Origin of the sequence: Avibacterium volantium (genome assembly GCF_049366555.1) — a bacterium.
In the GTDB taxonomy this organism is placed as follows: Bacteria; Pseudomonadota; Gammaproteobacteria; order Enterobacterales; family Pasteurellaceae; genus Avibacterium; species Avibacterium volantium_A.
Genome location: NZ_JBMMGT010000001.1, coordinates 93121 through 110756 on the forward strand (window position 1 = coordinate 93121; position 17636 = coordinate 110756).

The window sequence follows — 17636 nt, forward strand, 5'->3', positions numbered from 1 at the left end:
ACTTTTTTTAATCGCATTCTGTGTTACGATGTGGCAATACGCAGTAAACGGCACGCAACGGCGATATGGAGGCAATATGCAAAATGATTTTTGGAGTTCCGCGCTTTTTTCTATAAGCGTAACTTTACCGACCTTATTGTTGTTAATACTCGGCATCGGGCTGCGAAAACGCAAGGTCATTGACGATAAATTCAGCCAGCAAGCCACCAGCGTGGTGTTCAAAATCACCTTGCCCGCCTTACTCTTTCTTAACGTGTTTAAAAATCCCATTGCCGAACTGAATGAACAATTGGTGATGATTTGGGCGTGCGTGCTAGGAACCTTATTACTGTTCCTTTGTGCAGAAATTTTCGCTGCAAAATTTGTGCAAGAAAAGCGAGAACGTGGCACTTTCGTGCAAGGGGTTTATCGCGGAAATTGTAGTATTTTAGGGCTAGCATTTTGCCTAAATGCCTATGGTGATGCTGCATTAGTGCCAGCCACCATTTATGCCGCCATCACGGCGATTATTTACAATGTGTTAGGCGTGATCACCTTAAGCCGATCTCTTTCTGATGGCAAAGTGAATATTCCACGAATGATCTTAAATGTGGTAAAAAATCCCTTAATTATCAGCATAGTATTAGGCTTTTTAGCCAGTTATTTGAAACTCGCCATTCCTAAATTTATGCTCACCACAATCCAATATCTCGCCACAATGACCTTACCGCTTGCGTTGATCTGTGCTGGTGTCAGCATTGAATTAAAAGCCTTGTATAAAATTTCAGGCATTTCTTTATGGGCAAGCATTGGGCGAGTGATTGTTGCACCGATTTTTATGGTGTTACTGGGCAAATTATTTGGCTTTAGCGGCGTGAATTTAGGCGTGATTTTCTTAATGAATGCCACTCCAATGGCGGCCGCGGCTTATGCAATGGTGCGTGGAATGGGGGGCAACGCCAACACCGCAGCGAACATTATTGGCATCACCACTTTCGCATCAATGTTTATCTCTGCCTTGGGCTTAACCATTTTGCACCAAATGGGTTGGGTGTAAGAATAACGTTCAATAAAAAACAAAAGGGCGAAAATCTTCGCCCTAAAATTTGTTAAAAAAGCACCGCACTTTATGGATTAAGCGAGATCTTCACCGCACAGTGTTCGCCTTGTTGGAGCGGTTGTGCAATTCTTGCAGTTTCCAAACAAACCATTGTTTTATAACCTGTTTCGCTAATTCCTCCAGTGGCTTTATGCCAAGGATTCCACAGCACTACATTGCTTGCATTATGATGTGCCACATTAATTGTACGCCCGTCCCCTTTATCGACAATGTGATGCGAAACAGGGGATTGCACGGTATAAATGCAATCAATATGCTGATCAATGAAACGTGGGGAAGGCACATTTTCTTGCTGCTGCGTTAATGCGTTGAAGCATTCGGTAGGCAAGTTTTGCACTTCCACATTGGTCACATCGCTTAAATTAAAGTAGCTGTGCAAAGCAAGTTGAGCAGGTTCTTGTCCATAATGCTGAAAAATAATTTCGCAATCTTGGCTAAAGATCATTGTGGTTTTGGCTTCAATCAAATGATCTGAAGAAAATAAACAAAATTCCAACCGCACTTTATTTTCTTCAATTTCATAATCACTGAGCTGCCATAAACTGATGCGCGCATAACCGTGCACAGGGGATTTTGCGCCACCAAACCAAGGATAGCAAATTGGCACGCCACCACGAATGGCATTGCCTAAGGTAAAGGGTTCAATTTCACTCAGCCAAAGCACGTCTTTCTGTGCGCCTTTCGGCTGCCAGCTAAATAAATGTGCGCCTTGAAGCGAGATCAAGGCTTTACCCACTGGGTGATCTAACGCGATCACGGGGATTTCATTATATTGCTGCAAACTTAATGCTGGGGTGAGTTGTTTGATGGTTGTTATTGTTGTCATTAAATTATTCTCCTTTAATAATGTGAATTATTCACTTCTTCGCGCAAAAATTTTCCGTGTTGTAGGAAAATGGTGCGGTTAGTGAGCTTACCCAGTTCGGGATTATGCGTCACCATTACGATCGTTCGCCCTTGCTGATTGAGTTCGGTGAGCAAATCTAGCACCAATTTTTCATTTTTTTCATCAAGGTTGCCAGTAGGTTCATCGGCAAAAATCACTGGGGGTTGATTAACCAGGGCGCGGGCGATACAAACCCGTTGCTGTTCGCCACCCGAAAGCTGGCTTGGGCGGTGATCAAAACGGTGTGCTAGTCCCACTTGCGCTAAGACTGCTTTGGCAGCTTCTTCATCAACAACGCTGTGATAATGCTGTGCGAGCATTACATTTTCTAACGCTGTCAAGTAAGGGATTAAATGGAATTGTTGGAATACCAAGCCGATTTTTTCTGCACGAAAGCGTTGGCGGCCAATTTCATCGAGTTGCGCGGCGTCCACACCATCTAAAATCACTTTGCCCGCGCTTGCCGTATCAAGCCCAGTGAGAATGTTCATTAGTGTGGTTTTGCCTGAGCCTGATGCCCCCATTATGGCAACAAATTCTCCCTCAGCGATTTGGATATTAATGTCTTCAAGGGCGGTTACTTGCCCAAAGCGTTTATATAAATGTTGGGTTTCAATAACGTATTTTTCCATTTTATTCGCCTTTTAAAACGTTGGCAGTTTGAATTTCTAAAGCGCGGCGCGTTGGCACAATCACGGCAACAAAAGCCACGGTGAGCGAGAGCAGAATTGTGATTGGAATCACAGGCAAGCGCAAATCAATATAGGCTTTAAACACGGTGATACCGAGAATTTGTGCCAGTAAATACCCTAAGATTAGCCCCACGATGATAGCGCAAAATGCGATGAGTAAAATTTCTGTGCCAATTTGCTTAATAATATCTTGCTGTTTTGCGCCTAAGGCTTTTTGCAGCGCAAATTCTTTCGCCCGTTCGCCCACAATGGCAATTAAGGTGGTGTTCACGCAAAGGGTGGCGAGAATCAAAATCACCACTGAAATCAAGCCCATTAAACCTTTAATTTTATCCAAAATTTGCCCTTCTGAGGCAGATACTTTAAGAATCGGGCGAATGGCAAGATCAGGATAGCGCTGTTGTAATTGTTGGGCGAATTGACTGACTTGCCCTTGATCGTTTTTCACATTCAGAAGCGCATTGGTGATTAAGCCTGTTTTATCTAGCCATTGTTGGGCAAATTCAAGATTGACAATCAGCATATTGTCCGTGGCATCACCACTTTCTACAATAGCTTTAATGGTGAAGTGGTGCTTTTCTGCCCCTTTGTTCAAGGTGATTTTATCGCCAAGATTAAGGTTTAACCGTTGGGCAAGGGATTTGCCGATCATCGCGTTGCGATCATCAAAATTCACGCCAATGGGGGATCCTGTGATTTGCCAATAAGGGGAAAGGGTTCGCATTGCATCAAACCACACGCCCATTATCACCACTTTTTCTAGATCCGCGCGAGCGACGCCGTAAAGATAAGGGCTAGCTGCGGTGATTAAACCTTGTGGAGCTTGGCTAAGAATGTGGTTGAAATCCGTTTCATTCATCAAGCCACTGCTGTTTGAACCGATGTAAAAATTTGCCCCAAAGGTGCGCAGTTCTTGGCTCATTTTGGTGTTGATGTCGAAATACACCGCGGCCATTGCGGTAACAATACTCGCCCCTACAGTGAGTGCGGCGAAAATAATCATCACCCGTTGCAAGCGTAAGCGTAACGCATTGATAATTAAACGCCAAAACATCGTACGCGTTTTATTGGCGACCATATAGCACCTCCACAGGGTAAAGCTGGGCAATGCGATGAGCAGGGAACCAAGTGCCGATTAAGGCAATGATCATTGACAGCACCAACACGCAAGGCACCACGATCCAAGCAAAATCTAAAGGCGAGCCGAATAGGGTAATGCCGATAAATTTGGCCAGCCCCCAACCTGCTACGCAACCAAGCGCACCACCGAGCAGCGCGCTGATAATGGCTTCGCAATAAAACAGTAAGACAATTTGCCATTGGTAAGCGCCAAGGGCTTTCATCAAGCCAATTTCTTTACTCCGTTCGATAATGGTAGTGGTCATCAGTGAAGCAATCCCCATCGCCGCAGCGACTAATGCCGCAACGGTTACCACGGCGAGCAAAAGCTGGATTTTTTCAATTACTACCCCTTCAGAAGCCGCAACTTGCCAAATTGGGCGAACGACTGCGCCTGAAATGGCTTCTTCTAACTGATGAGAAATCGAAGACACATAAGCGGTGCAATACCAGCGATCGTATTCTTCAGCGGCTAAGGCATCAGGGTTATCTCGGGCTTTGCGCGAAAGTTTATTTTCTGGCACGGTAAGCGCAGAAACCTTGATCGCTTGGACTTTGCCAGATAAATTTAACAAATTTTGCACCGCACTTAAGGGCAGCACGATCTGCTGTTCTTCCGCACCACCGGTGCTTAAAATCCCGACAATATGAAGATCAAGCTGGCGTTGCGTTTCGCCCTCGTGATAATTCAGCTGAATTTGATCACCTATTTTCCACTGCGTGCGATTGGCTAATTGATTGCCTAAAAGTGCGGGAATATTTTCGTCAACATTTTTCTGGTTATCGTCCACCCATTGCCCTTGCACTTTCCAATAAGGGCTAATAATGCGTTGCCCTGTGTGGTAGTCATCTTCATCAGGAATAGCAATGGGACGATCGAAAAACGTGCCTAAAATGCTGATATTATGGGTATTATTTTGCGTTAGATTTTTGCCTTCCACTTCTGCACTGAGCAGTGGCGCAAAGCCCACAATGTTATTACGCCAGAAAATATCTTTCACATTAGGCAATTCTTTTTCATCTAAAAAATCCTGCGTAGAAAGGCTATTTCCGCCGTTTATTTCTGCGGAAAGCACCGCGCTGCTGGCAGGTTCGATCAAAATATTAGCGCCATAGGATTTCAGCTCACGCGCCATTTTATCGCCAATATCAATGGACACCGCAAGCAGGGCAGAAACCAGCCCCGCGGCGAGAAAAATAGTCATAATGGCGAGCAATTTGCGCTTTAAACCGTGCCGCCAAGATTGCAATAACATTCGACTGAGCATTAGGGATTTTCCTCTTTCGCCACATAATTTTCAGGGTGATCGCGGAAAGCATTGAGATTTTGTTCGTTGGCAAAGAAATAGGTTTTGCCCGCATAATTATATTTATGCTCCGCTGTGGTATTTTTCAATGTTGTGCCGTCCACAGGATCTTTCACCGTTAATTCCACAATGGTGGAAAAATAGTTTAAGCCGTCTTCAAGGCTTTTTTTGCTGATGATCACTTCGCTGTCTGTTTGCTGCCAATCTTCAATCGGCACAGGGTTACAACCGCCCGGTTTGCCGATAGACGGAATAAACATTCGCACGCCACAGCCCACGCAAACCACTTGATCCCCTTCCATAACATAGCCTTGATCGCCGCATAAAATGCAAGCGTCAAACACCGCGGCTAGGCTGAGATTTTTGCTTGAGCGGTTGATAAGGAAAAAACGCACCGCTTTGCCATCACTGGCAATCCATACAAAACGGTATAGCTTGCCGTCTTTCACTTCTTCAATCGGAATGTGAATAGTGTTTTGTTTATCGAGCTTAACAGGTTTGGCTTCAGAAAGTTGCGGTGGGCGAGAAGCAATTTGATCCCAATAAAGCTGCGCGGAAACAATGGTAAATAAGGCGATGCTTCCCCACAAAAGCGTGCGTTGGCTGGTTTGTAATAGGGCTAATTTTTTCCGTTTTTCAATGGGTTGCAGCGTATTGTTTACCACAGTTTTGTTAGCTGAATGGATTTTAAGTGCAAATAAAATCAGGCTTAATGTCGTCAGTGCGGCGATAAAATAATTGCTATAACTGATTAAGTTGCTGGATTTTGCCACGAAACTTAACCGCGCTTTGGTGAGATCAATCACTTGTAATTTCATCAAGCCAAGTAATACTTCACCGATTAATGGCAAGAGTATAAATAGAGTAGTGAGCGAAATCAGCAAAAAGGGAAGTGCGGTGCATTTTTTCGCTGTTTTCGTTTGTTTTAATAAAAGATAAAGCCAAGATGCAAATAAAAAGCAAAAAATTAGGGCAAAAATCACCGCACTTATGTGCAAGATAAAATCCGTGTTAATTACGTCCGTGTTGGTAATGGCGGAAATATTCGGATCGCGCGCCCATAGCACACCTGCGGCAAAACAAAGCACAAATTGCCAAAAATAGGCAAGTTTAATTGAGCGGAAGAACGACGAAATATAAAACACCCCTAAGGTGGCAATGAAGAAAAGGGCTAGCCCTAATTTAACGGGTTGATAAGCGGGAAGTTGCAAATAGCCCACCGCCCCAAAGCTCAGCCCCAGTAGAGAAAGCCAAAGGATTCGTTTTAAATGAAAGTTGTCATATTTCAGCCAATTTACGCCTAATAGCAAAGCAACCGGCAAAACAGATTGAAGGAAAAAAACGAAGTAGTAGTTCATAATAATCTCAATCAAAAATCTAAATTTTTCTAATTATTCTGCTAACAAAACAATGAGAAAAATCGTATTTGAGTAACTTTAGTAACAATGAAACCTAGCACAGACGTGCTAGGTTAATTTTTATTTATTTTGCTGATTGAAAATGGATTATTTCAACCCAGTAAATTTAAACTCATAGCTTACATCAAAAGGTTTCCACCAGCGGCCTACGCCTGTTTCGCTGTCGGTGTGGCGGTGCATACCGGCTTTTGATGGTGGGTCGATGTGATAGGTGACTTTGTAGTTACCCACGCCCATCATTTTTATGTTTGCGCCATAATGTGGGCCATCGCCTGCGACCATTGGCATAAATGTGCCTTCTTGTTTTTCACCGGTATCGGTGTTTACCAAGGTGTAGGCGATGGTTAAATATGGCATCCATTCGCCTTCGCCAAAGCCGTTGTCATTGCCTTTGGTGGCGTGAATATCTGCTTCAAGGTGAATGTCTGAGTCTTTCGCAGATAAGCCCATTCCACGCGGTTCCATATCAATAGGTTGTAAATAAACGGCAGCAATTTCCATACCATTCATTGTTACCGCTTCACCAATTGGGTATTCTTTGAAGGCAAGGGCTGAAGGGGCAGTTAAAATTCCTGCTAATAAAGTCGCTGCAACGAATGTTTTTTTCATAGGAACTCCTAGTTATTAAAGGTTAAAAATCAATATTAAGCCTGTTTTTTGCTTTGGTGTTTCATATAGAACAAAGCGAAAACGGCTGCGATAAGTAAAATAGCCTGAGGCGTTAGGGTTTCAATGTAAGGATAAATGCCGAGCCACGAAATTTCTGGCATATTGGCAACCAGTGTTGGCTCAAACAGTTTTCCTTCAATCAGTTCTAGCACCGATTTTCCTGCGAAAATAAATGCCATTAAATACATAAAAGAACCAGTAAACATAAAGAACGGTTTCAGTGGTAACTTCACCACGGAATAACGCATAATTACATAGCAAATAGCAAGTACCACAACGCCCGCCACAATGCCAGCGAATAAATACACATAACTCATCGCGTTAGTGGCATCGCCAACCAGTGCATAATAGAACAACACGGTTTCTGCGCCTTCGCGGTACACCGCAAGGAAACTGGTGATCCATAAACCAATGAGCGATCCGGTACTGAGTGCGGCGGACAGTTTGCCTTCTAAATAGCGTTTCCAGTTTTGCGCTTCCACTTTGGAAAGTAGCCAATAGCTCATCATAAAGAGCATTACCACCGCAATCATCATCGTGAAACCTTCGAGCAGTTCGCGGCTTGCCCCTGAATTAGAAAATACCAGCTGGAAAATAGCGGCGGTGATAACACTGGCGATTAACGCCACATAGACTGATTGTTTAATTACCGGCAATTTATCTTGATGATTATTTTTCACTAAATAAGCTACAATCGCCGCCACAATCAACAAGGCTTCTAAGCCCTCACGCAGCATAATTAAGAAGCTATAAAGGAACATTGCCCAATCACTTTGTTGATTGCCTTGCAACATTTCCACCGCTTTATTTAGGTTTTGTGCTAAACCTTGTGCTTGTTGATGCAGTTGTTCGGTGGGCTGATTAGCTTTCATCAGGCTCACTAAGCGGGTGAAGTAGCCCTCAATTTCTGTTTTAAAATTGCTATCACGCGAGCCAATTTTGTTTTCCATTCCGCTATTTTCAAAAATATCGAAATAAGTATCTTGCACCGCAAGCATCGCTTTTTTGTTTTCGCCTTTTTCAAAGAGTGCAATAGCATCAGCAATGCCTTGATTGACTTGGCTTGCTACATCTGCCCAGTTTTTGTTATCAGCAAAATCTTGCGAATTTTGCACCGCACTTTGATTGGTTGCTTGTGCAATTTGGGTAGTCGGCAGCTGTGGCAGTTGTTCTTCAATATCTTGTAGCAGCGTGGTGATTTGGTAACCTAAGGCATTAATTTGCTCAGGTTGTTCGCTTAATTTGATGAGATCGTAAAATTGTTGGTTAATGCTGGCAGAAATGGCGGCAGAACGATTTTTACGAATGGACATTTCCATTTCGCTGTTTTTATAGCCATCATACTGCGCTTGCTGTACCAATTTTTTCGCTTGTGCAAAATCGCCTTTTTGGTAAGTGCTGATGGCTTGGGCGAGCAGATCATCAATGGTTCTAAAACTTTCTTGCCAGTAAGGATCAATTTCTGCGTGCTGATAAACATCGTGTTGATTGGAGGCATTGAGTTGATGACCTTGCTCTAAAACTGGTAAGACTAATTGCAGATCTTGTTTTAGTTGAGCAATTTTATCCTGCACTTCTGACAAGGCTTTTCCTTCCCCGATCATTTTGCGGATTTCGCCAAAGGTGGCTTCCATTTGATAGCTTTTTTGTGCGGAAAAGTTAATGCGAATTGGCCCTTCTAAGTTTTCAAACACTTCAAAATACGCCATTTGCACTTCGGTACGCGCATCATCAATTTGCTTTTCTTGGTAAAGCTGAGCAGTTTTATCAAGACGATTTTCAATGTCTTGCACCCATTGTTGATAGTTTTCAGAAGCGAAGGAAAAAGAAGTAAAAAAGAGTAAAGTTAAGCACAGCAGATAACGACAATAACGCAAAAACACCATTTTTATTCTCTAATCTAAATAAAAGTTATTCTTATTTCCGCACTATTATCCGCCTATTAAAATATTTATCAAGTAGAAAAAACAGGCATTTTGCCTTTCTTGATGAAGATCAAGTTCTTGCTGACGATTAACCTTTTGATTTTTATTTGAACTTCCGTTACACTGTTTTCCATTAGTCGGGGTGCTTATTTAAGCTGAGATGATACCCGTGAACCTGATACAGCTAATACTGACGTAGGAAACTAATTATGCAAACGCTTCTTTTCTTATTAAATTCTCACCGCACTTCTTTTATTTTTAACGGCTTTTTTCCATCACGTTGATTGGTGAATGAACGATGAAAGCCATCGAAATTTCCGATCTTAAACTCAGTTTTGCTGAGCAACCTTTGTTTGAGCATTTTCATTTTAGCGTATCGCAAGGGGAGTGGGTGGCGTTGCTTGGCGCATCAGGCGTGGGGAAATCAACCTTATTGCGTGCTATTGCTGGGTTAGAAAATCAAGCGATTGTGCAAGGGCGTATTCAATGTTCAGGCAACATCGCTTGGCTTGCGCAGCAGGATAGCTTGTATCCTTGGCTGTCTATTTTAGATAATGTTCAGCTTTATCAGCATTTTACTCATAGCAAAACGAAAAAAACGGAAGAAAAAGCCCGCACTTTATTAAGTGCGGTGAAAATGGAACAACATTTGCATAAGCCTTGTTATCAGCTTTCTGGCGGACAGCGGCAGCGCGTGGCGTTGGCTCGAACGCTAATGCAAGATGCAGAGATTATTTTAATGGACGAACCTTTTTCCGCGTTAGATGCCGTAACCCGCTTGCAATTACAGCAGCTTTCACATCAGTTATTGGCTAATAAAACTGTGTTGCTTATCACCCACGATCCACAAGAAGCCTTATTGCTAGCGGATAAAATCTATATTTTGCACCAACAACCCGTTCAGCTTTCACCGCCCATTTGCCCGCAAGGCAAAGCGCCAAGAGATTTTTCGCAAGAGAAATTATGGCAATTACAGCAATATTTATTTAAGCAGTTAATGGGGGAAGATTAATGTTGTCGTGGCAAAGCCTATTTCGAGCATTGATAATGACCTTATTTTTCGCCTTGTGCTGGCAAGGGGCGATTTCAATTTTTGCGATCCCACATTATTTATTGCCTGAACCTGTTGCCGTGCTAAATGAAGTGTCTTCACAATGGGCTTTATTATTTATGCACGCCAAAATTACTTTATGGGAAATTTTGTTAGGGTTGGTGTTGGGGTTTTTATTTGGTTTGCTTTCAGCCTTATTGCTGGCTTCTTCACAAACACTTTCAGCCTTTTTATTGCCCATTTTAATTGCCTCGCAGGCGATCCCCGTTTTTGCTATTGCACCATTATTGGTACTTTGGTTTGGTTATGGCATTGCATCAAAAATTGCGATGACCATTTTGATTATTTATTTCCCTGTTACTGCTGCCTGTTATGACGGCTTGCGTAACACCCCAAAGCAATGGTTAGAGCTGGCGCAAACAATGGGAATTTCATCAAGGCAATTATTATTTAAGGTTCGCTTACCTGCCGCTTTGCCTGCATTAGCCTCGGGCTTGCGCATTGCGGTTTCTGTTGCCCCCATTGGGGCGATCGTGGGGGAATGGGTAGGATCATCACAAGGGCTTGGTTATTTAATGTTGCAAGCCAATGCACGAATTCAAATTAGCTTAATGTTCGCGGCGTTGTTTATTTTGGTGGTTATCGCACTCTTGCTGTATTTCGTGATAGATAAATTGCTTCACCGCATTATTCCTTGGGTCTGTCATTTACGTTAGGAGAAAAAATGAAAAAACAATGGTATTTATGCAGTTTAATTTTCGCTTTAGGTATGAGCATTAGCGCGCAAGCTAAAGAAAAATTAACCTTATTGCTGGATTGGTTTGTCAACCCAGATCACGCTGCCATTATTGTGGCGCAGCAAAAAGGCTTTTTTGCGGAAAATGGGTTGCAGGTTGAGATTATCGAGCCTGCTGATCCTTCAATGCCGCCTAAATTAGTGGCAGCAGGGCAGGCAGATTTAGCGGTGGATTATCAGCCACAGCTGCAAATGCAAGTGGCAGAAGGTTTGCCGCTAGTGCGTGTTGGCACCTTAATTTCAACGCCGTTAAATAGCCTTGTGGTGCTAAAAGATAGCGGTATTGAACAAATTGCCGATTTAAAAGGGAAAAAGATCGGTTATTCCGTGAGCGGTTTTGAAGATGCGTTACTTGGTGCAATGCTGAAATCTGCTCACCTTTCTTTAAATGATGTGGAATTAGTGAACGTGAATTGGTCGCTTTCTCCTGCATTATTTAGCGGACAAGTAGATGCGGTGATCGGGGCATTTCGTAATTTTGAGCTAAATCAGATGGAGATAGAAAAGAAACCGGGCAAGGCGTTTTATCCAGAAGAACAGGGCGTGCCAATGTATGATGAATTGATTGTCGTGGCTAATAAAAATCAGCTTCCTGCGAAAAAAATTCGTGCATTTTTGACCGCACTTGAACAAGCCAGCGTTTATATTTTAAACCACCCACAACAAAGTTGGCAGGCGTTTGTGAGCTATAAACCACAAGATTTAGACAACGAACTCAATCGCTTGGCTTGGCGTGATACCTTGCCACGTTTAAGTTTACGTCCAAGCGCCTTAGATAACGCACGTTATGAGAAAATGGCACAATTTATGCAACAACAAGGCCTGATTAAGCAGATTCCTAAATTGTCTGATTATGCCATTCAAGTGGAATAAGAAATAGGCTAGGTAAAAAGTGCGGTGAAAAATACCGCACTTTTTTATGCACAAATCTCAGGAATTTGAGCTAGCTGTTCTAGTTGATAATCCGCTAATGCCCAACGCGGATCAGTGCGTTCAACGGGGGCAGGGATAACAGCGCAGCGCATTGACGCGGCTTTTACCGCAGTCATTCCTAGCACCGAATCTTCAATGCCTAAACAGGCTTGGGGCTCAACACCTAATTGATGGGCTGCGTGTAAATAAACCTGCGGGTGTGGTTTGTTGTAATCCAATTCTGTGGCAGAGGAGAGATATTGGAAATAAGACGCAATGCCGCAGCGTTCGGTGATTTGTTCCAATAAATAACGTGGCGAAGCGGAAGCAACCGCCAGCTTACAACCAAGTGCGGTGAGTTTTTCAAGGGTTTCTGGCACGTTTGGCATTAATGGCTTATTTTCTAAAATCATTGAAATGGCTCAGTCATTCATTCGTTTTACCATTTCTTCAACAGGAACAGGTGTTTTTTGATAGCGTTGATAAACCGTTTTGATAATACCAGCCGCAGGCATTCCTGTGAGTTCTTGCATTTCTTGCAAGCTAACAGGAATACCAATTTGCCCAAATACTTCCACGCCCGCTTGTTTCCAAAAAGGTTCGGAATCAATCAGAACACCGTCCATATCGAAGATTACTGCTTGAAATTTCATAGATTCCCCTTGAGTATTTTTTCAATGATCGCTTTGGTGAGCGCCACATAATGAGCAGAAAAACGATGACTAAAATTTAACAAATAATAAAGCTGATAAAGCGGTTTGCGTTGCGCATAGCCTTCATCAATCGGCAAAGTGCGGTGATAATTTTGATAAAATTGCTCCGTAAATGGCTGGAATAATTCGCTAAAAGCGAGATCACATTCACGATCACCCCAGTAGCAGGCGGGATCGTAGGTGAATGGTTGGTGATTTACCATCGCACAGTTTTCAATCCAAAGATTGCCGTGCAATAAGGACGGTTTAGGCTGATGTTTGGCTAAACGGTGGGCGACTAATGAAACCAGTTCATCAATATTAGCAAATTCTAGCCCTTTCTCTTTACAGATCTGTAATTGCCAGCCAATGCGTTGTTCGCTGAAAAATTTCGCCCAATTATCCGACCAACCATTTGGCTGATAAACCGGCCCTAGCCAAGTGTCAAAATCGAGTCCGTAATGCTCGGCATTGCCCCATTGGTGCAAGTTGGCTAATTGCGCGCCAAATTGTGCCATTGATTGCGCGTTAGGTTCGCTGAATGGAAGGGCTTCTAGCAGTAGAAAACTGTGGTTTTGTGAACAGCCTACGCCGTAAACTTGCGGTACTTGAATCGTCCCTGTTTTGGCTAGTAATTCCAGCTGATCGGCTTCAGCACGAAACATAGAGCGGTAGGATTTTTCATTAATTTTTACAAAAACGGGCTGGATTCCATCATCAATAATCCAAGCTTCGTGCATTTCGCCAGTATGCACTTTGCGTTTTTGCTTGATAAAATAATATGCACCAAGATGTTCGGCTAAAACTTGAGAAATTGATTTCCACATAAGTCCCCCCATATTCAACTTGCGCCACGCCTTGATCATAAAGGAAATGGGCAAAATAATCTGTGATGAACTTCAAGTTTTTTATTTGCGGAGAGAAAAATTTGCGGTAAGGTAGCGTCTATTCGCTTAAATTGTTTAGTAAGGAGCAAAAATGAAATTATATGTTTATGATCATTGTCCATTCTGCGTGCGAGCCAGAATGATTTTTGGCTTGAAAAATTTGCCAGTGGAAGAGCAAGTGTTATTGAGTGATGAAGAAGCCACGCCAGTCGCGCTCATCGGCAAAAAAATGGCCCCAATTTTGATTAAAGAAGACGGCACGGCAATGCCAGAAAGTTTGGATATTGTCCATTATATGGATCAAAATTATGGCGATTTGCTGTTGCCAGATGATGATGTGCGTACCGATCTGCAAGCGTGGATGCAGGCCGTGAGCCGTTATTATAATCATCTTTTATTACCACGTTTTGTGAAATTAGGCTTACCTGAATTTGCTACCCAAAGTGCGGTGGATTATTTCGTTAAAAAGAAAACTGAAAGTATTGGTGATTTCGCCGAAAATCTGGCAAATTCCGCCCAATATATCGAAAAATTACAGCAAGATTTCACCGCACTTGAGTATTTGATTTTGTCAGAAAATGGCGCAAATGATCAGCTTTCTATGGAAGATATTTTGCTTTTCCCAATGCTGCGTAACCTCACTTGCGTGAAAGGGCTTGTGTTCCCGCCGAAAGTGAAAGCCTATGTGGAAACAATGGCAAAATTATCCCAAGTGGAATTATATTTCGATAAAGCGGTTTAACCCACAAAAAGCCCAGTAAAATGGGACAGAAAGTTGGTTTTCAGCGCAAAATAGCGTATGATCACGGGCTTGCATCGAAAGTCATTGCAAAAGCAATTCGATAATCTATAAAGCACGGTGCGAAAAATACATTGTAGGTATAACAAAGTGCGGTGCTTTTTTACTTTATTTTTATTTTAATCAACAAGTTACCTCTCGTATGGGTAACCACTGTATAAGGATTTAATATGCCAATTATTACTTTACCCGATGGCTCACAGCGCCAATTTGATAAACCTGTTACTGTGCTTGAAGTGGCACAAGATATTGGTGCGGGGCTAGCCAAAGCCACTATCGCGGGGCGTGTGAACGGTGAACGCCGTGATGCCTGCGATTTGATCGAAGATGATGCAACGTTAGAAATCATCACCGCAAAAGATGAAGACGGATTAGAAATTATTCGCCACTCTTGCGCGCATTTGTTAGGACACGCGATTAAACAGCTTTTCCCTGATGTGAAAATGGCAATCGGGCCAACCATTGAAAACGGTTTCTATTATGACGTGGATTTAGACCGCTCTTTAACGCAAGAAGATCTTGATGCCATTGAAAAAAGAATGCACGAGCTGGCAAAAACCAACTATGACGTGGTGAAAAAACGAGTAAGTTGGCAAGAAGCAAGAGATACGTTTGAACAGCGTGGCGAGCCGTACAAAATGGCGATTTTAGATGAGAATATCGAAAAAACCGCAACGCCAGCGCTTTATCATCACCAAGAATATATTGATATGTGTCGTGGGCCGCACGTGCCAAATATGCGTTTTTGTCATAACTTTAAATTACAAAAAGTGGCGGGTGCATACTGGCGTGGCGACAGCAAAAACAAGATGTTACAGCGTATTTACGGCACAGCGTGGGCGGATAAAAAACAATTGGCGGCCTATTTGCAACGTTTAGAAGAAGCGGCAAAACGCGATCACCGTAAAATTGGTAAAGCCCTCGATCTTTATCATATGCAAGAAGAAGCACCAGGTATGGTGTTCTGGCACAATGACGGCTGGACGATTTTCCGTGAGCTGGAAACCTTCGTGCGTACTAAATTGAAAGAGTACGATTACCAAGAAGTGAAAGGCCCATTTATGATGGACCGCGTGTTATGGGAAAAAACAGGCCACTGGCAAAACTACGGCGATTTAATGTTCACAACTTCATCAGAAAACCGTGAATATGCTATCAAGCCAATGAACTGCCCTGGACACGTGCAAATTTTCAACCAAGGCTTGAAATCGTATCGTGATCTGCCAATTCGTATGGCGGAATTTGGCTCGTGCCACCGTAATGAGCCATCGGGGTCATTGCACGGTTTAATGCGTGTACGCGGTTTTACTCAAGATGACGCGCATATTTTCTGTACCGAAGATCAAATTGAAAGCGAAGTAACTAGCTGTATCCGTATGGTTTACGATATTTACAGCACCTTTGGTTTCAACAATATTCAGGTAAAACTTTCTACTCGTCCAGAAAAACGTATCGGTTCTGATGAAATGTGGGACAGAGCAGAGCAGGGCTTAGCCAATGCGTTAAAGCACAATGGCTTAGATTATGAAATTCAAGAGGGCGAAGGGGCATTCTATGGGCCGAAAATTGAATTTGCCCTGCGTGATAGCCTTGATCGTGAATGGCAATGCGGCACAATTCAGCTTGATTTTGCCTTACCAGGTCGCTTAAATGCCTCTTATGTGGCAGAAGATAATGATCGCAAAACGCCAGTGATGATCCACCGTGCGATTTTAGGTTCATTAGAGCGTTTTATCGGCATTATCACCGAAGATTACGCAGGTTTCTTCCCACCTTGGCTTGCACCAACCCAAGCGGTGGTGATGAACATTACCGACAGCCAGGCGGATTATGTGAAAGACGTGGTGAAAGCTCTTTCTGACGCAGGCTTGCGTGCCAAAGCGGATTTACGCAACGAAAAAATTGGTTTTAAAATCCGTGAACACACCTTAAAACGTGTGCCTTATATGTTGGTATGCGGTGATAAAGAAATTGCCGAGGGCAAAATCGCCGTGCGTACCCGTAAAGGTGCAGATTTAGGCACGTTCACCGTGGCAGAATTCACCGAAATTCTGAAAAACCAAGTGAAAAACCGAGAGTTAAAATTGCTTGGTGAGCTTGGACAAGATTAATTCACAAAAAATAAGAAAGCGAGCTAAATGCTCGCTTTTATTTTGTAATAAAAAACTACCGAAAAATCACCGCACTTTTAAGGGGCGTTTTTAATAAGTGCGGTGATTTTTTCCAGATTTTATTTCTCTTGATATTTTTGACGATAATTCTCACCCCACGCCGCCATTGCAGTCAGCACACTTTTTAAGCTTTTACTGTCTTCTGTCAGGGTGTATTCCACCCTTGGTGGCACTTCTGCATAGACTTTTCGCGTTAATAATCCTTGGGTTTCCATTGCCCTTAAATTCGCCGTTAGCACTTTTTGCGAAATGCCAGTTAAGGTTTTTTTCAATTCACCAAAACGCTTTGTGCCAGATAATAATTCACGAATAATCAACACACGCCAACGTTCACTCATCATCATTAAGGTAATTTCTACTTCACAATCAGGTAATTTTTTCTCTTTTTCTTTCACAATTTTTCCTTATTTTTCAATATAAGTCTCTTAAAGGTAACTACTGCACGTTTTGGTGCTTACTTTCTTTTTATTTGCTAGGGGGATATTATCACGCTCAACAAAAACGAGATACCACAATTTTTATCATTAAACAGGAGAAAAAAATGAAAGTCGCAGTAATTGGTGCAAATGGAAAAGCAGGGCGTTTGATCGTAGCTGAAGCAGTAGCGCGTGGTTTAGATGTTACCGCAGTGGTACGCGGTGAAAATCACAGCGCGGCACAAAAGGTGCTTAAAAAAGATTTGTTTGATTTAACCAAAGCAGATCTTGCAGGCTTTGATGTGGTAATTGATGCTTTTGCTGCGTGGACACCAGAAACTTTACCACAACATAGCACATCGCTTGCCCATTTATGTGATATTTTGGTGGGAACAAAGGTACGTTTGCTTGTTGTAGGCGGAGCAGGTAGCCTTTATACAGATGCTAGCCTAGCCGTACAACTTGTTGATACGCCAGATTTCCCTGCGGAATATAAACCTTTAGCTCAAGCAATGGCACAGGCACTGGCAGAATTGCGTAAGCGTGATGATGTGCAATGGACTTATCTTAGCCCAGCAGCGGTGTTCGATCCTGAAGGGACAAAAACAGGCGCATACCGATTGGCTGGAGAAGTGTTCAGTGTAAATGAAAAAGGCGAAAGCTATGTGAGCTATGCCGATTATGCCATTGCGATGATTGATGAAGCATTGAATGGCAAACACATTCGCGAACGTATTTCGGTGTTATCGTAAGTTTCTGAAAACGTAGAACCCTTAAAAAAACAAAGTGCGGTAAAA

At 42.8% G+C, this 17636-nt stretch carries 16 protein-coding genes, 1 pseudogene and 1 riboswitch; of the genes and pseudogenes, 7 read left to right on the forward strand and 10 right to left on the reverse strand.

The features are described 5' to 3' along the window. The first annotated feature begins 76 nt into the window (after positions 1-76). Entirely contained in the window at positions 77-1036 is a 960-nt protein-coding gene (locus tag ACLS0A_RS00430) for an AEC family transporter (protein WP_416081990.1), read from the forward strand. A 70-nt stretch (positions 1037-1106) separates the two neighbouring features. On the opposite strand, the gene ACLS0A_RS00435 is transcribed toward ACLS0A_RS00430, so the two are convergent. From ACLS0A_RS00435 to ACLS0A_RS00465, 7 genes are all read right to left on the reverse strand, one after another. Beyond that, complete coding sequence (locus tag ACLS0A_RS00435; protein WP_416081969.1) at positions 1107-1925, reverse strand: D-hexose-6-phosphate mutarotase; 819 nt, start codon at positions 1923-1925, stop codon at positions 1107-1109. A 14-nt stretch (positions 1926-1939) separates the two neighbouring features. Next, on the reverse strand, positions 1940-2617 hold the full coding sequence (locus ACLS0A_RS00440) for an ABC transporter ATP-binding protein (RefSeq protein ID WP_416081970.1): 678 nt from the start codon (positions 2615-2617) through the stop codon (positions 1940-1942). Between the two features lies 1 nt (position 2618). Further along, positions 2619-3755: an ABC transporter permease gene (locus tag ACLS0A_RS00445; protein WP_416081971.1), complete on the reverse strand. Its 1137-nt coding sequence runs from the start codon at positions 3753-3755 to the stop codon at positions 2619-2621. Further along, positions 3742-5064, reverse strand: a complete 1323-nt coding sequence (locus ACLS0A_RS00450) for an ABC transporter permease (protein WP_416081972.1) — start codon at positions 5062-5064, stop codon at positions 3742-3744. Before ACLS0A_RS00450 ends, ACLS0A_RS00445 begins: the two co-directional genes overlap by 14 nt. Further along, positions 5064-6461 carry a Fe-S-containing protein gene (locus tag ACLS0A_RS00455; protein ID WP_416081973.1) on the reverse strand — a complete coding sequence of 466 codons (1398 nt, stop codon included), beginning with the start codon at positions 6459-6461 and terminating at the stop codon, positions 5064-5066. Before ACLS0A_RS00455 ends, ACLS0A_RS00450 begins: the two co-directional genes overlap by 1 nt. Before the next feature lie 147 nt (positions 6462-6608). Then, complete coding sequence (locus tag ACLS0A_RS00460) at positions 6609-7130, reverse strand: iron transporter (protein ID WP_416081974.1); 522 nt, start codon at positions 7128-7130, stop codon at positions 6609-6611. Between the two features lie 35 nt (positions 7131-7165). Then, complete coding sequence (locus tag ACLS0A_RS00465; protein ID WP_416081975.1) at positions 7166-9076, reverse strand: FTR1 family iron permease; 1911 nt, start codon at positions 9074-9076, stop codon at positions 7166-7168. Between the two features lie 167 nt (positions 9077-9243). Then, positions 9244-9334: riboswitch (TPP riboswitch) on the forward strand. A 79-nt stretch (positions 9335-9413) separates the two neighbouring features. Between ACLS0A_RS00465 and ACLS0A_RS00470 the strand changes: the two genes are divergently transcribed. The 3 genes from ACLS0A_RS00470 to ACLS0A_RS00480 are packed head-to-tail and all read left to right on the forward strand — an operon-like array spanning position 9414 to position 11835. After that, on the forward strand, positions 9414-10127 hold the full coding sequence (locus tag ACLS0A_RS00470) for an ABC transporter ATP-binding protein (protein WP_416081976.1): 714 nt from the start codon (positions 9414-9416) through the stop codon (positions 10125-10127). After that, complete coding sequence (locus ACLS0A_RS00475; RefSeq protein WP_416081977.1) at positions 10127-10882, forward strand: ABC transporter permease; 756 nt, start codon at positions 10127-10129, stop codon at positions 10880-10882. Before ACLS0A_RS00470 ends, ACLS0A_RS00475 begins: the two co-directional genes overlap by 1 nt. 8 nt (positions 10883-10890) lie before the next feature. Then, positions 10891-11835 (forward strand): ABC transporter substrate-binding protein, encoded by a 945-nt coding sequence (locus tag ACLS0A_RS00480; protein ID WP_194750142.1) that lies wholly within the window; start codon positions 10891-10893, stop codon positions 11833-11835. Between the two features lie 44 nt (positions 11836-11879). Here the strand turns inward: ACLS0A_RS00480 and hxpB are convergent. Both hxpB and ACLS0A_RS00490 read right to left on the reverse strand, forming a co-directional pair. After that, a pseudogene (hxpB, locus tag ACLS0A_RS00485) lies at positions 11880-12527 on the reverse strand (hexitol phosphatase HxpB). Next, positions 12524-13393: a fructosamine kinase family protein gene (locus ACLS0A_RS00490; RefSeq protein ID WP_416081978.1), complete on the reverse strand. Its 870-nt coding sequence runs from the start codon at positions 13391-13393 to the stop codon at positions 12524-12526. The pseudogene hxpB and the gene ACLS0A_RS00490 overlap by 4 nt, the downstream one beginning before the upstream one ends. Positions 13394-13544: 151 nt before the next feature. Here ACLS0A_RS00490 and grxB point away from each other — a divergent pair, with 151 nt between their 5' ends. Both grxB and thrS read left to right on the forward strand, forming a co-directional pair. After that, the gene (grxB, locus tag ACLS0A_RS00495; RefSeq protein WP_416081979.1) at positions 13545-14195 is read left to right on the forward strand and encodes a glutaredoxin 2; all 651 of its coding nucleotides are present in this window, start codon (positions 13545-13547) and stop codon (positions 14193-14195) included. 227 nt (positions 14196-14422) lie between these two features. Further along, a complete protein-coding gene (thrS, locus tag ACLS0A_RS00500) occupies positions 14423-16363 on the forward strand; it encodes a threonine--tRNA ligase (protein ID WP_416081980.1) in 1941 nt (646 codons plus the stop codon). Between the two features lie 119 nt (positions 16364-16482). Here thrS and ACLS0A_RS00505 read toward each other — a convergent pair whose 3' ends face one another. Further along, the gene (locus ACLS0A_RS00505; RefSeq protein ID WP_416081981.1) at positions 16483-16818 is read right to left on the reverse strand and encodes a winged helix-turn-helix transcriptional regulator; all 336 of its coding nucleotides are present in this window, start codon (positions 16816-16818) and stop codon (positions 16483-16485) included. Positions 16819-16964: 146 nt separating this feature from the next. Between ACLS0A_RS00505 and ACLS0A_RS00510 the strand changes: the two genes are divergently transcribed. Beyond that, the gene (locus tag ACLS0A_RS00510) at positions 16965-17591 is read left to right on the forward strand and encodes an NAD(P)-dependent oxidoreductase (RefSeq protein ID WP_416081982.1); all 627 of its coding nucleotides are present in this window, start codon (positions 16965-16967) and stop codon (positions 17589-17591) included. The last annotated feature ends 45 nt before the right edge of the window (positions 17592-17636 follow it).